This window comes from Ruegeria sp. AG6, from assembly GCF_056541565.1.
The window spans coordinates 140,380-154,979 of record NZ_JBQFYQ010000004.1 but is presented as its reverse complement, the minus strand read 5'-3'; the positions used below and the strand labels follow the sequence as shown (position 1 = coordinate 154,979).

General features: G+C 54.6%; 10 protein-coding genes. 2 read left to right on the top strand and 8 right to left on the bottom strand.

Annotated elements, in window-relative coordinates:
- Nucleotides 1-19 precede the first annotated feature (19 nt).
- Both ACR0I0_RS11425 and pdeM read left to right on the top strand, forming a co-directional pair.
- The gene (locus ACR0I0_RS11425) at nt 20-2,431 is read left to right on the top strand and encodes a ligase-associated DNA damage response DEXH box helicase (protein WP_480491483.1); all 2,412 of its coding nucleotides are present in this window, start codon (nt 20-22) and stop codon (nt 2,429-2,431) included.
- A gap of 40 nt (nt 2,432-2,471) precedes the next feature.
- Complete coding sequence (gene pdeM, locus ACR0I0_RS11420; protein ID WP_480491481.1) at nt 2,472-3,134, top strand: ligase-associated DNA damage response endonuclease PdeM; 663 nt, start codon at nt 2,472-2,474, stop codon at nt 3,132-3,134.
- Nucleotides 3,135-3,136: 2 nt separating this feature from the next.
- On the opposite strand, the gene ACR0I0_RS11415 is transcribed toward pdeM, so the two are convergent.
- The 8 genes from ACR0I0_RS11415 to ACR0I0_RS11380 form a co-directional block, all read right to left on the bottom strand.
- Nucleotides 3,137-3,730, bottom strand: coding sequence for a LytTR family DNA-binding domain-containing protein (locus ACR0I0_RS11415; protein ID WP_245218136.1), 594 nt, complete (start codon nt 3,728-3,730; stop codon nt 3,137-3,139).
- A gap of 369 nt (nt 3,731-4,099) precedes the next feature.
- A complete protein-coding gene (gene folD / locus ACR0I0_RS11410) occupies nt 4,100-4,990 on the bottom strand; it encodes a bifunctional methylenetetrahydrofolate dehydrogenase/methenyltetrahydrofolate cyclohydrolase FolD (RefSeq protein WP_171636839.1) in 891 nt (296 codons plus the stop codon).
- A gap of 53 nt (nt 4,991-5,043) precedes the next feature.
- Nucleotides 5,044-5,349 carry a chorismate mutase gene (locus ACR0I0_RS11405; RefSeq protein WP_171636837.1) on the bottom strand — a complete coding sequence of 102 codons (306 nt, stop codon included), beginning with the start codon at nt 5,347-5,349 and terminating at the stop codon, nt 5,044-5,046.
- Between the two features lie 60 nt (nt 5,350-5,409).
- Nucleotides 5,410-7,086, bottom strand: coding sequence for a formate--tetrahydrofolate ligase (locus ACR0I0_RS11400; RefSeq protein ID WP_171170859.1), 1,677 nt, complete (start codon nt 7,084-7,086; stop codon nt 5,410-5,412).
- Between the two features lie 144 nt (nt 7,087-7,230).
- Complete coding sequence (locus tag ACR0I0_RS11395) at nt 7,231-7,827, bottom strand: MOSC domain-containing protein (protein WP_480491478.1); 597 nt, start codon at nt 7,825-7,827, stop codon at nt 7,231-7,233.
- Between the two features lie 175 nt (nt 7,828-8,002).
- Entirely contained in the window at nt 8,003-10,336 is a 2,334-nt protein-coding gene (locus ACR0I0_RS11390; RefSeq protein ID WP_480491476.1) for an NACHT domain-containing protein, read from the bottom strand.
- A 15-nt stretch (nt 10,337-10,351) separates the two neighbouring features.
- The gene (locus tag ACR0I0_RS11385; protein ID WP_480491474.1) at nt 10,352-13,462 is read right to left on the bottom strand and encodes a type I restriction endonuclease subunit R; all 3,111 of its coding nucleotides are present in this window, start codon (nt 13,460-13,462) and stop codon (nt 10,352-10,354) included.
- Entirely contained in the window at nt 13,462-14,598 is a 1,137-nt protein-coding gene (locus ACR0I0_RS11380) for a DUF4268 domain-containing protein (RefSeq protein ID WP_480491472.1), read from the bottom strand. Before ACR0I0_RS11380 ends, ACR0I0_RS11385 begins: the two co-directional genes overlap by 1 nt.
- Nucleotides 14,599-14,600: the final 2 nt, after the last annotated feature.

Here is a 14,600-nt window from a genome sequence, read left to right as displayed (position 1 = left end):
GGGCGGGTAATCTGCAACCATGACGCAGATTCCCGCTCGGATTGGTACGTGGTTCTCCTCCAAAGGCTGGTCCATCCACCCACATCAGAAAGAAATGTTCGACCGGGCGAAGGAACCGGCAACCCTGCTGATCGCCCCAACCGGTGGCGGCAAGACCATGGCCGGATTTCTGCCTTCCCTGTCCGAACTGGCCGACGGGGACCACAACGGGTTGCATACACTCTATGTCTCGCCGCTCAAGGCGCTGGCGGCGGATATCAAACGTAACCTGCGCACCCCGGTGGATGAGATCGGCCTGCCCATCCGGATCGAGGATCGCACCGGTGACACCTCGGCCACGCAGAAAAAACGCCAAAGAGCCGATCCACCCCATATCTTGCTGACCACACCGGAAAGTCTGGCACTGCTGACCTCGTACGAAGATGCGCCGCGCATGTTCGATGGGGTACAGCGGATCATCGTCGACGAAGTCCACGCGCTGGCGGAAAGCAAGCGCGGCGATCAGCTGATGCTGGCCCTGGCACGACTTCAGCGCCTCAACCCGGGTCTGCGTCGTGTAGGCCTGTCAGCCACAGTCGAAGACCCTGCGGCAATTGCCGGCTTTCTGGCGCGCCACCCGGACGCCTGCCGGATTGTGCAGGCCGATCCCGGCCCGGACCCGGACATCCAGATGCTGGAAACAACGGAAACGCCGCCCTGGTCCGGCGGAGGCGCGGCCTATTCGATTCCGGCTGTGCTGGACCAGATCCGGCGGCACAAGACCACGCTGATCTTTCACAACACCCGCGCGCAGGCCGAAATCTACTTTCACAATCTGTGGCTGGCGAATGACGACGGCCTGCCCATCGGCATCCATCATGGCAGCCTTGACCGGCAGCAACGCGAGCGGGTCGAGGCCGCGATGGTGCGTGGCGAATTGCGCGCCATCGTCTGCACCGGCAGCCTCGATCTGGGCATTGATTGGGGCGATGTCGATTTGGTGATTCAGATCGGTGCGCCCAAGAACGTCAAGCGTCTGGTGCAAAGGATTGGTCGGGCCAACCACCGCTACAACGCGCCTTCCAAGGCGCTGCTGGTTCCTGCCAACCGCTTTGAGGTTGTCGAATGCGTCGCTGCGCTCGAGGCCGCCAAAGCCCATGACCTGGACGGAGAACCCCGAGGCCCCGGCCCCCGCGATGTGTTGTGCCAGCACATTCTGATTGCGGCCTGTGCCGGGCCCTTTGACGCTGATGATCTATATGCCGAGATGACATCCGCGGGACCTTACGCACAGTTGACCCGATCCGAATTTGACGCCTGTCTGGATTTCTGCACCACCGGTGGCTACGCCTTGCGCGCCTATGATCGCTGGCAAAGGCTGCAGAAGCGTGCCGACGGGCAATGGCAATTGCGCGATCCCCGCGCAGCGTCGCGCATTCGCATGAATTTGGGCACGATTCAGGACACGGATACACTCAAAGTTCGCCTTAAACGCAGCCGTGGCGGTAAACCGTTGGGCGAAGTCGAGGAAGCCTTTGCTGCTTCGCTGACCCCCGGCGATACCTTCCTGATCGGCGGACAGATCGTACGGTATGAAGGTCTGCGCGAAATGGTGGTCGAAGTCAGCCGTCGCGCCGATCGCAAACCAAAGATCGCGACCTTCTCGGGCACGAAATTTGCGACCTCAACGCAACTCAGCGACCGCATTCTGCGCATGTTCGCCCAAACTGACTGGCCGCACCTGCCTTCCCATACGGCTGATTGGCTGGACTTGCAGCGCCAAATGTCCCGCCTGCCTCAACGCGATCGTCTGCTGATCGAAAGCTTTCCAAGCGACGGGCGAGAGCATCTGTGCGTATACGGATTCGCCGGCCGCAACGCGCAACAAACACTGGGGCTGCTGCTGACCAAACGGATGGAGGAAACCGGTTTGGCGCCGCTGGGGTTTGTCGCTACAGACTATGCCACGCTGATTTGGGGTTTGGATGCGGTCACTAACCCACGCCCTTTGTTTCAACCCGAAGCGCTGCGTGAAGGGCTGGACACATGGCTGGCAGGCAACGCAGTCATGAAGCGTACCTTTCGCGCGTCGGCCACGATTGCCGGTCTGATCGAACGCAACTTGGCCGGGCAACGTAAAACCGGGCGGCAAGCCACGTTTTCGTCAGATATTCTCTATGACACTTTGCTGAAATATGAACCCGATCATCTGTTGATGCAGATCACCCGCGAAGAAGCCATGCGCGGGTTGGTTGACTTCGGTCGGATCGAGGCAATGCTGGCGCGCATCGGCGACCGCATCGATCAGCTGCGTCTGGACCGCGTTTCCCCACTGGCCGCGCCGCTGTTTCTTGAGGTCGGAAAGGTGCCTGTCAAAGGGGCCGCCGAAGAAAGGCTGCTTGCCGAAGAAAGCGCCCGCCTGCTGGAAGCCGCCGGGTTGGACCAGCTTTGAAGCCCTTGCGCAAGATGTGGAATCAGGTCAAGAACGTATCATGAACGTGTGTGAATTTTCCTTTGCAAACCAGCAACTCGCTGCGTTGCCGTCTGGCGCATTATGGTGGCCGGCGCGGCGACTGCTTTGTGTTTCGGACCTGCATCTGGGAAAATCAGAACGTATGGCCCGACGGGGCGGGGCTACGCTTCCGCCTTATGACAGTCGCGAAACGCTTGACCGGCTGGCGCGCGATCTGGAACACACCAACGCCGAAACCGTCATCTGCCTGGGTGACAGCTTTGACGATCTCGAAGCGGCCCAAACCTTGCCCGACGCAGAAGGGTTGAGGATTGCGACTTTGCAGGCCGGGCGCCAATGGATCTGGATCGAAGGGAATCACGATCCCGGCCCGATCGAGATGGGGGGCTCTCATCTGGTCGAATGGCAGTGCGGCCGTCTTGTCTTTCGTCACATCGCCCAGGATCGGCCGCAAGGTGAAATTTCAGGCCATTTTCATCCGAAAGCACAGATTCGGACAAAAGGAAGGCACATTTCCCGGCCCGCCTTTCTGCTGGACAGAAACCGGCTGATCCTGCCTGCCTACGGAACTTACACCGGGGGGTTGCGCAGTTCGGATCGGGCACTTTCCGATCTCATGGGCTCGGACGCAATGGCCATTCTAACGGGTCCGCAACCACAGATGATCCCAATGCCGCGTTGAGTTCAGATCAACCCGTCTTCTTCCAACTTCGGTTTGTACTTGCGGCTTACTGGAACCAGATCGCCGTTCATCAGGCGCAAAAAGGTTTTACCCGCTTTTTTTTCAAGCCCAACAATGGACGCGTCTACCACCCAATGTGACCGGTGCGAACAGTGCCCGGGGACCGGTTCCATCTCGGCAATTGCGTCCGTAAAGCGCGAGCGGACCGTGAACGTGCCTTCTGAAGTGACAATATCCACATTGTGGTCCCTGACCGTCAAACGATGGATTTGACCATCGAAGTCAGGCGGCAGACGCCTGATCAGGCGCGGCTTCTCGGCGTCCGGGGTCGAGGCCATCAATGGGTTCAGATCATTGCGTTGCACAAGAACCAAACCCGTTGCAAACAGGACCCCATATACCGCTACGGTCTGGGCGCCAGGTACTATGTGGCCCCCGCACGTGAACAGGACCCACGCCAATATCCAAAGGGACGGCGTGAACAGAACCAGGATCAGTGCCGCGAATGCCAGATCACGGACGGGAACATTCAACAGAACAGGGTTTTTCTGCATCAGCTTGCGCGCCAAACCGGTGACTGTCAGGGCAAGGACCATCACCCCGGTCCAGAAAAGAAGACGCAAACTGAAGCTCAGATCCGCGACCAGAAACGGAGGAAACGCGTAGGCAAGCAAGGGAAGAAAGACAAGGCCCGCCGTCACTCGCTGTGGGGTACAAGCATTCCGAATAGTGTTAATCCCAGACGTCATACCGCTTTTGTGCATGACTCAACAAAATTCAACCTTAGCACGACACGCACTGATGCACCTTACCTGTAACCAACTGGGAATACTGGGATATCACGATTTCTTAAGCTGTCAAACCCATTCAGGGCAAAATGGCTACAGCGTGCAACGATTGTCTCGCAGGGTCACGCACAACCGAGGAGTGTGCCGGGCCGATATGATCGACCCGACCAGATTGCCTTACGCCGTCAAACCTTCGGGTTCGGGCAGAGCGTTGGCGCGGCAGCACGCAGTCAAAGTGTTGGCCAACAGGCATGCAATGGTCATTGGACCTACACCACCCGGAACCGGAGTGATGGCGCCAGCACGCTGGGACGCGCTGGCATAGTCCACGTCACCGACCAGCTTGTTCTTTCCGTCGCGTTCGATGCGGTTGATGCCTACGTCGATCACGGTCGCGCCTTCCTTGATCCAGTCGCCCGGAACCATCTCGGGGCGGCCAACAGCGGCAACAACGATGTCGGCGCGGCGTACGACATCCGGCAGATCCTTGGTGCGCGAATGCGCGATGGTCACGGTGCAGCTGTCGCCCAGCAGCAGCTGCGCCATCGGTTTGCCCACAATGTTCGAGCGGCCGATCACAACGGCGTCCATGCCGGAAAGCGAACCGTGGTGGTCACGCAGCATCATCAGGCAGCCCAGCGGGGTGCAGGGCACCATCGATTTCTGACCGGTGCCCAGAAGGCCCACGTTCGAAATGTGGAAGCCATCCACATCCTTGGCCGGGTCGATCGAGTTGATCACCAGATCCTCGTTCAGGTGTTTGGGCAGCGGCAACTGAACCAGAATGCCATGCACGGCCGGGTCGTTGTTCAGCTTGTCGATCAGCGCCAGCAGGTCTTCTTCCGACGTCGCGGCGTCCAGTTTGTGCTCGTACGAGTTCATGCCGACTTCAACGGTCATTTTGCCCTTCGAGCGGACATAAACCTGGCTGGCTGGGTCTTCGCCCACAAGAACCACGGCCAGGCCGGGGGTGATGCCGTTTTCTTCTTTCAGCTTTGCGACCTGATCGGCAACTTGACCGCGCACTTTTGCGGCAAAGGCCTTACCGTCGATAACCTGAGCTACCATACTTCGATCCCTTCTTTCAAAAAACGGATCGGGCGCACAGAACGCCCGGTCAGTCAGTCGGTGCCAATCACGCGCTCTTCGCGTGCAATCGACCAGTCAATCAATATGCGCCACAGCTTCTCGGCCAGATCCGGGTCCATCCCCAGCGCGTCCGAGCTTGCACGCACGCGTTGCACCACCTCTTCGACGCGTTCCGGGATACGGGCCGGAAGGCCCTCGCCCGGTTTCAGCTGCGACGCGCGGTCGATATAGCTGGCGCGTGTCACCAGCATTTCGATCAGTTGGCGATCCAGCTTGTCGATCTCAGCCCGCAGCTCCTGCATCGTGTTGCAGTTCTGAGGCGGTGTCAGAGTGGGCATCGTCATCTCCTCATGGCCCGGGAATGAATCCCCGGACCACGAGATGTCCTATTCGGCGGCTTAGAACAAGCCCTCGATCTCACCTGCGTCATTGAGGCAGATGGTTTCGGCAGCCGGTTTGCGGGGCAGACCAGGCATGGTCATGATCTCGCCGCAGACGACCACGATGAAGCCCGCGCCCGCGCTCAGGCGTACCTCGCGCACCGGAACCGAATGGCCCGTGGGTGCACCGCGCAGCGATGGGTCGGTCGAGAAGGAATACTGCGTCTTGGCCATGCAGACCGGCAGGTTGCCATATCCGGCTTCTTCCCATTCACGCAGCTGGTTGCGGATCTTGTTGTCAGCCAGAACCTCGTCAGCGCGGTAGATGCGCTTGGCGATGGTTTCGATCTTCTCGAACAGAGGCATATCGTCGGGGTAGATCGGTGCGAAGTTCGCGGTGCCACCTTCGACGATTTCGACGACTTTCTCGGCCAATGGGGCAGACCCTTCGGAACCCAGCTCCCAGTGACGCGATAGAACCGCCTCGACGCCGTGCTCGCCACAATAGTCTTTCACCGCCTGAACTTCGGCATCGGTATCGGTGACGAAGTGGTTGATCGCGACGACAACCGGTACACCGAAGGATTTCACGTTCTCGATGTGACGGCCAAGGTTGGCACAGCCTGATTTGACGGCCTCAACGTTTTCCGCACCCAGATCGGCCTTGGCAACGCCGCCGTTCATCTTCATTGCCCGCACGGTCGCAACCAGCACCACAGCCGACGGGGCAATGCCCGCCTTGCGGCACTTGATGTTCATGAACTTCTCGGCACCCAGATCCGCACCGAAACCGGCTTCGGTCACGACATAGTCGGCAACTTTCAGAGCGGTCTTGGTCGCGATGACCGAGTTACAGCCATGCGCAATGTTCGCAAACGGGCCGCCGTGGACGAAGGCCGGGTTGTTTTCCAGCGTCTGCACCAGGTTCGGCTGCATCGCATCCTTCAGCAGAACGGTCATTGCGCCTTCGGCCTTGATGTCACGGCAGTAGACCGGCGTCTTGTCGCGGCGGTAAGCAACGATGATGTCGCCCAGACGCTTTTCAAGGTCCTTCAGGTCGTTTGCCAGGCAGAGGATCGCCATAACCTCGGACGCCACGGTGATGTCAAAACCAGCTTCGCGCGGGAAGCCGTTCGATACACCACCCAGTGAAGCTGTGATCTGACGCAGGGCACGGTCGTTCATATCGACCACACGGCGCCATGCGACACGGCGGGTGTCGATCTCTTGCTCGTTACCCCAGTAGATGTGGTTGTCGATCATTGCCGACAGCAGCGAGTGCGCCGAGGTGATGGCGTGGAAGTCACCGGTGAAGTGCAGGTTCATCTCTTCCATCGGAACGACCTGCGCATAACCGCCACCCGCGGCGCCGCCCTTCATACCGAAGTTCGGGCCAAGCGAAGCTTCGCGGATACAGATCATCGCGTTCTTGCCGATGCGGTTCAGGCCGTCACCCAGACCCACTGTGGTCGTGGTCTTGCCCTCACCTGCCGGGGTCGGGTTGATTGCAGTCACCAGGATCAGCTTGCCGTCTTCGCGGTCCTGAACCGAGTTGATGAAGTTCTGGCTAACCTTCGCCTTGTCATGGCCGTAAGGCAGCAGATCCGCAGAGTCGATGCCGATCTTGGCACCGATTTCCTGAATCGGCTTTTTGTTCGCTTCGCGGGCGATTTCGATATCGGATTTGTAGCTCATTGGCCGGGGTCCTTGATTGAATACCGTGCAAAACCGACGCGGGGCGTCGGCGCTGTGCATTCCATAACCTTGTGTACAATCCCGATAGCCATGGATTCCGACATTCTGGCGTCGCGAAGCGTCGTAAGTTCGTTTCAGGGGTTTCTAATCGGAAACAAGCCCGTTTTCACAAGCCCAAACAGGTTGATCCGGAACAAACAGTTTCAGCCGGTCCCCCAGTTGAATGCGACCCGGGCGTTCGACCCATCCCGTGACGCCCCGACGCCCGGCCGCCGCAGGTTTGAAAGCTGCGCCATGCCCCGGTTGATCCGCTTCGATCTCGCGCCCCGGCAGAACACAAGGGGCGTTTTCCATGTCCACTGTTATCGTCGCCCCGTTCGTTGCCTGAAGACGCGAGGACGGGGGAATATGAGAGAAATCCGGGATTCCGCGCAGCACAATGGAAGCCCCAAGATAGGACGGGTCAAGCTGATCCAACCCCATGTCCTGCGCAATTTGCTGCAACTCCTCCTCGGACAAAACTGAAAGCTGACGCACGTTGCGAATTTCAGTGCCTTTCGGGTAAAGGTTCGAGACCCGGACACAGGACGCCCGATTGAGGCCTTCGTGGCGCTCACCCTTCACGCCGTCAAAACCCAGATCCAGCGCGTCAACAGCCTTGGCCCGCAAGGAGGTTCCCGCAGGGACATAGCCAAGCCAGACTGCTTCGGCGGCAAATTCGGTTTCACGCAAAAATGGCATAGCCTTCCCGTTTCATCCTTTTTCTTGCGCGCATATTGCCCGGCAAAACACCGATGAAAAGAAAAAAGACCCGGACTATGCGCCAGCCCATGCGATAAATGTTGAAGATTTCTGAGCCTTAGTTGGCTCAGAAATTTGCGTCTATAGAATTGTCTTTCAAAAACCGATCTTTTTTCTAACTTGGGGCTTGATCAACAAATTCGTGATCGAAGAGTTTTTTTGCAATTACGGTTTTTGCTTCTGCCATTTTGGATAGATTTGGAACAATTAACTCCACGCCATTCCTACGAGACTTGTGTACCCAGTTAGCCTTGCTCATCGCCCCTAGAACGCTATCGATGTTTTCTCTTCGCTCTGGCGGTCTTCCTCTGAAAACAGCTGAAATTAATCGGCCTTTCCTCGATTGTAGGAACACCTTGTCAATAATCGATACTAAGTCCAAAAAGGCCTCTGGAGCGCCTTCCTGACGCAAACTATCGAAACTAACATCCTCACAAACCTTCTTGTCGATACTGTTATGTAAGCCAAGACTTTTGGTTACTAACTTGAAAAGGTACTCAGGTGCCATCAGAGTGTCGACTTGACAGCCCTGGAACACCGGTAAACGGTTCGGATTGTCGACTTCGATTGTGAGCGTTTCAATTGCACAGCAGTCTAATGTGACATTGGAAAAATCTGCATCGCTATCAACGCGAAGGCTACCAACGTAAAGGTTCGAAAATAGAACTTCTTGTTGGACTGTAGCGTCATTCGCGAACGCAATTGAAAGTAGATCTGACGACATGTTTCGTGCGGCGTCTGTATTTTTTTCCGAAAAAAACCTCAACGCTCCAGTGAGCAACGTATTGGCGTCTTGTCCGAGCATTTCATATGCGAGCCGGCACCCAAGATCACCAAGCGGATGTACAACTCCATCACAAATCTGACCATCGAACTCGTAAGGAATCTGTATGGCAGACAGTACATCTTCTGCGCTGAGAGCATCCGCGAGATCAGTGTCCACAAAGAATCTGGAACCTCTTTCCAAGTCAGATGAATCTAAACCTGCGAGGCTTCCAGACATTCCAGGCAATCGGAGAATTGCTGTTACGCTCCTTTCTTCGGGTTCTACACCCGTCACCTCCACAAAAGCTCGCCTACAATCCGAGAAACTCAAAGGACCTCGCCTGTCGGTCTTTTTTCTGGCCAACGTTGCCATACGACCAAAAATTTTTCGTAACTCCTTAGGCTCCAACGCGATATAGACCTGCCCAACTTCACGCTCACAGATCTTGTCGATTAGAAAGTTCCATCCCAGTGCTGGGTCGAAACTCTCAGCCAATTGCCCATCTTGTCCGGAAAGCAACAAGTCGTTTTGCTTCACATATGATATCAATAGGGGTTTCTTCGGAACCCAATCAGGTAAATCACCTTCCCACCCGTGATCAGAAATAAACCTGGATAAATCTTCATCATCCAAATCATGGAGTTCGAGCAGCAGCCAATTGTCTCTCAGACCGAGCGCCGCATGTAGTTCCTGGTTGGTGTCGAAGTAGTTGTTTCTCCCTGCCAGAAGGATTCCACCTTCTGACGGGGTTTCTTCTATAAGTCTGCGCACCAAAGAGATTGCGGAGTTTCGCAAATCCTGAGCTCGTTTCTTTGAGTTCGTGGCTATTCGCGGAGCCAGTTCATCAAATCCATCCAGCAATAAATACACTAACCCCGAGCGCCAAGCCTTTATCAATTTTTCTGGGTTTGACATTCCAATGCTAGACGCATGGCGTCTTAGGCATTCGTCTGGGTCATATTGCTCGATGTGGTCCCGCAAATTGATATATACTGGAAATTGGGAGTCGTTACCTGATCGATAGTCCTTTGAAAGGCGTTGAAAAATATCCCTTAACGCCATGCTCTTACCAGCGCCAAACTCGCCGACGATCAACGCCCTCGTAGCTCTTTTTGCAAATCTTTTGGCTATACTTCCGGTGTGTGTATAATCCCCTGTTTTTAAGTCTAAAATTTTTGTGGGAGTATATTTCAACTCCTTGTCGAAGGACCCATCCTTTGGATGCCTTATGCTACCGAAAGGTTTTTTAGGTCTTTCGATAAGGTATTCCTTTGCATCAACCATGTTTGCGTAGAAGGCTTCATATGTCCTGTGATTTACAGTTGTCCGGTAGCTTTGAAGAATGGCTCCTTGCTCACCCGTAGGTTCAAAACGAGTTACGTACCACCCGGTAACTCCCTTTTCTGGGTGAAGCCCACGCAGCCTTCGTACGTGTTCGTCCAGTTTTTTGCATGCCTCAAGAGTGTGTTTGGCGGTTTTGGAAACGGTAACTTCCAAACAGTAGATCATATGATCATTTTCAAGAACGCCGTCCCGTTCTTTACCATCAATCGTGATTGGACCGGAGTACCCCTTTGTTCCCCAGCATTCGGTAGCGATTTTTCTAACGAACGACTCGAATTCGTAGTTGTCTGAAAAATTGAACTTCATTTTTTTCTCATTTTTTTTTGGTTTTTTATTCATTGCAGCCGCCATGCGTTAGGCTGGCGTCGCTTCACCACCGCTGCTCAATTCTGTAGCCAGTGCCTCGGCCTGTCTAAGGACTGTCTTCACGGCTTCTGTTGTGAGATCCGGCGGATACCCATGTCTTTGAAGGATCCTCTTTACAGCCACTCGCATTTTTGCCCGTACGTTCTCTCTGCGCCACCAGTCAGTTCCAGAATTGCTTCTGACAGTTTTAACGAGTTCGGTTGCAATCACCTGCAACTCTTCGTTCGACATGATTTCGACTGCGCTCTCGTTTCTTGCTAACGCGTCGTAGAATGCCCTTTCTTGACCGCTCAGCCCATCGTCGGGCTGGTCTTGCAAATCTCTGGCAATCTGAATGAGCTCTTGCAATATCTGAAGCGCGTCAACGCTACGATTGTGGTAACGTGCGATGGCCTGCTCTAGCCGTGTAGAGAACTCCTCTTTCTTTACGATATTGCTGCGTGTTTTTGCAGATATCTGACCATTCAGCAGTTTTTTCAAAGCCTCAACTGCTAGGTTCTTGTGCTGAGCGTTCTGAATTTCCAGCATAAACTCTTCTGATAGGACGCTGATGTCCGGCCGATCAAAACCACAAGCTTCAAGAATATCGACCACTTCTGTAGATGCGACCGCGCTATTCAAAAGTTGTTGGACAGCAAGATCTGTAGTGGCCGACTTCGCCTTCTTTGAACCTACATCGAGTTTTTCCAGCCCAGCCCGGACGGCCATGAAGAACGCAATCTCTTCAGCATGGCTCTTGGCCTCAGTACTGCCTGCCGCGAGCTTGAAGGCGCGAACCAGGGCGGCCATCGCATCTTGAAAGCGCTTTACGCTTTTCTGCGTGTCGTTAGAGGCGTCCGAAGCCTTCAGTATGTGCTCGATGGCCGATGGTAGCACGGACAATCGCTCTTTCGGTGTACCGCCAATCGTTACTGAATAATCAAAACCGTGGAACTGCTGTCGAACAACATCTAGGCAATCCAGAAAGGCAGAAACGGCTTCACCTTCATCGATACCAGTTTGAGCTTGGTCAGATTGGGAATAGTGTGCCAAGGCGTTCTTTAGTTCCGCGGCGATACCGATGTAATCGACCACTAGCCCGGCAGGTTTGCCCTGAAACACTCGGTTTACACGTGCAATGGCCTGCATCAAGCCATGCCCCCGCATCGGCTTATCTACATACAGTGTGTGCATACAGGGGGCATCAAAACCGGTCAGCCACATGTCGCGAACAATGACAAGCTTTAAGGGGTCATCCAGAGACTTGTAGCGGTTCCTGATCGCCTCTTGACGGTTCTTCGACCTGATGTGCGGTTGCATGTCTGCTGGGTCGCTAGCATTACCAGTCATTATGACTTTGACTGCGCCGGTATCGTCAGTTTCACCATGCCAGCCCGGCCGAGTTGCAACAATCCTGTTATAGACATCGACACAAATGCGTCTGCTCATACAAACGATCATTGCTTTGCCGTCGATGGCTTCAATGCGAGCATCGAAGTGCTCCAGAATGTCAGCTACTACCGCATCCAACCGATTGTCAGCGCCGACAAGAGCTTCGACCTGGGACCATTTTCGAGCTACCGAGTTGGCTTCATCGTCTTCGAGCCCTTCAGTTGCTTCATCGAACTCCTCGTCTATCTCGGAGGCAATGTCTTCATCCAATTCAATTTTCGCGACCCGAGCCTCGTAGTAGATGGGAACTGTGGCTCCGTCTTCTACAGCTTGCGCGATATCATACACATCGATGTAGTCGCCAAATACGCCCCGTGTGTTTGCGCCAATAAGTTCTACTGGGGTCCCTGTGAACGCAACATACACAGCGTTTGGAAGAGCTTTCCTTAGTTGATGCGCCAAACCGAACTTGATCTCACCCTCTTTGGTGAGCTTTGCATCAAACCCGTACTGTGTACGGTGGGCTTCGTCTGCCAAAACGATCACATTTGAACGTGGGGTAATCTCAGGAAACTCCCCGCCTCCAGAAGGGCGGAATTTCTGAATGGTCGAGAACACAACCCCACCGACCTCCCGGTCAAGCCTTTCTCGCAGGTCCTCAATGCTTTCAGCCTGTACCGGATCTTCGCCAAGAAGGTCTTTGCAGCGCCCAAAGGTGGCGAATAGCTGGTTGTCGAGATCGTTTCTGTCTGTGAGCACGAGAAGCGTTGGGTTCTCCAAACCCGGATGATGCATCACTCGGCCGGCTAGGAAGGTCATTAGAAGTGATTTGCCTGATCCTTGCGTGTGCCAGATGACACCCGCCTTACCATCGCCCGCTCGAGCCGTCTGGACCGTATCCATGGCCTTTTTGACGGCATGGTATTGATGATAGCCAGCAATCTTTTTGATCGGGCCTTTTCCCTCATCTTCGAAGACAACATACCATCGGAGCATGTCTAACAGGGTCGTGCGGCTCAACAGACCCCGGGCTAGCGTTGTAATCGCCAACTGGGAGTGTGGCGGGATCAGCGTTTGCCCATCAATTGTGCGCCACGCCATGAACCGGTCCAAGCCAGCCGACAGGGAGCCATATCGCGCATTGAAACCATCGCTGACGACATTCAGTAGGGACGTACGGAACAAGTCGGGGATGTCGGACTTGTAGGTTTGGATTTGGTTGAATGCCGCCTCGATATCGGCACCTTCAGTGCCCTTAAGCTCGAGGATCACGAGCGGCATACCGTTCAAGAAGATCACGATATCGGGTCGCCGGACTGATACACCAACCACATCGACCTGGTTGATGGCTCTCCAGTCGTTGAGTTCATCGCCCCAATCAATCAATTTCACAACGGCATTTCGCTCTTCACCTTCTGCGAAGTAGGTGATTTTGATCCCGTCTACTAAAAGTCTGTGCAGCCGCCTGTTTTCTTGAATGAGGTCGGTTGTGAACACGGCATCCAGAACACGTTTGGAGGCTTCTTCGATAGCAGGCAACGGCAGCTCTGGGTTGATGCGCCTCAGGCTTTCTACGAGGACCGATTCTAGTATCGTTTCCCGATTGCTAGAGCGCAGGGCAGGTTTGACGTCCGGACTGAGCTGCGCGCCATGCATCAGATCAAAGCCCAGTTCACCGAGCTCTTCCATCAAGACATCTTCAAGATCTGCTTCGCTCAAGAACGCCATCAGTGACTATCGCCTCGATTTTTGAACGCTGAACTTAGGTCCGCAATTGGTCTACTAAGCGCGCTTTCTAGTTTCCTGATGTGTTGGGAGTGCCATTTCACGTAGTCCGGCCAGTCTTCCTTGTGATAACCTTCGCACGGAAGCGCAAAATACAGACGCGACTCTTTGTAGTCGTCTAGTCTCAACCACACCAACTCATTCTCAAAGGCAGTTTCTACTTCATTCTTTTGCTTAAGGAGTTCATCAAACAGCCATTTGTTTTCGTCCTTGTTTGACCGGGTGAACGCAAACTCTACGCGAATTTCCTTCTTCAAGAAAATCAGCCTGTATGGACAGGAAGCCAAACCAGATCCTGCGCTGAGCCAATGATCGTCGGATGGGCTGATATTTTGATACAGGGAAACGCCATCTTCGCGCATCTTTTCGAGCGCAATCGCCCAATAGTCTTTGCGCAACTTGTGACTCTTGCGCCTTGTACCTTGAGCAGTGCGGGCTTCCGTTTCTTTCTCCGCCATTCCAATCATGAAGTCAGCGGCTTCCGGCGTTGGTATCACCGGCTGAATGTCGACAAAAAGCTCTTCTGCAAACACGTACGGGACAACTTTGAAGCAGCGAGCATCGACGCCATGCTCGCGCAGCCAGAGCACAGTTGCAGTAACCTCCTTCCGGAAATTGGCGGCAATAAAGAAAAGGCGCTGATCATTTCCAGGGTTCAGCACTACCTCGTCGAGTTCCTCAACCTCCAAGAACTCGCAGATCCCCTGAGTGGCGTTGCCGCCATCGCAGTAGCGATCAAGGTACTTTTGATAGATGTCGACAATCTGCGCCTTGGTCAGGCTGGAAACATAGGCCGTGTATTTTAACGCTTGCCAGGTAACGTCGCGCCCAGAGTCGTCGAGTTTGTTTTCGACAACAACAAGCTGACCGTCTTTGTCCAATGCAAGAAGATCAAGTCGCTCCCGAGTGTCGGCAAAGCCATCAAACTCTTTTTGGATGATCAACAGTTCTTCACCGAGCGCGTCTGGCTGATTTGCAAGCCATTCTTGCAAATGTTCTCGCTCACGAAGATTTAAATCAGAGAAGCGCTTTTCCTCGAGCTTTTTCAATCTGTTTTCAGAACGGTTCACCTGAAACATTC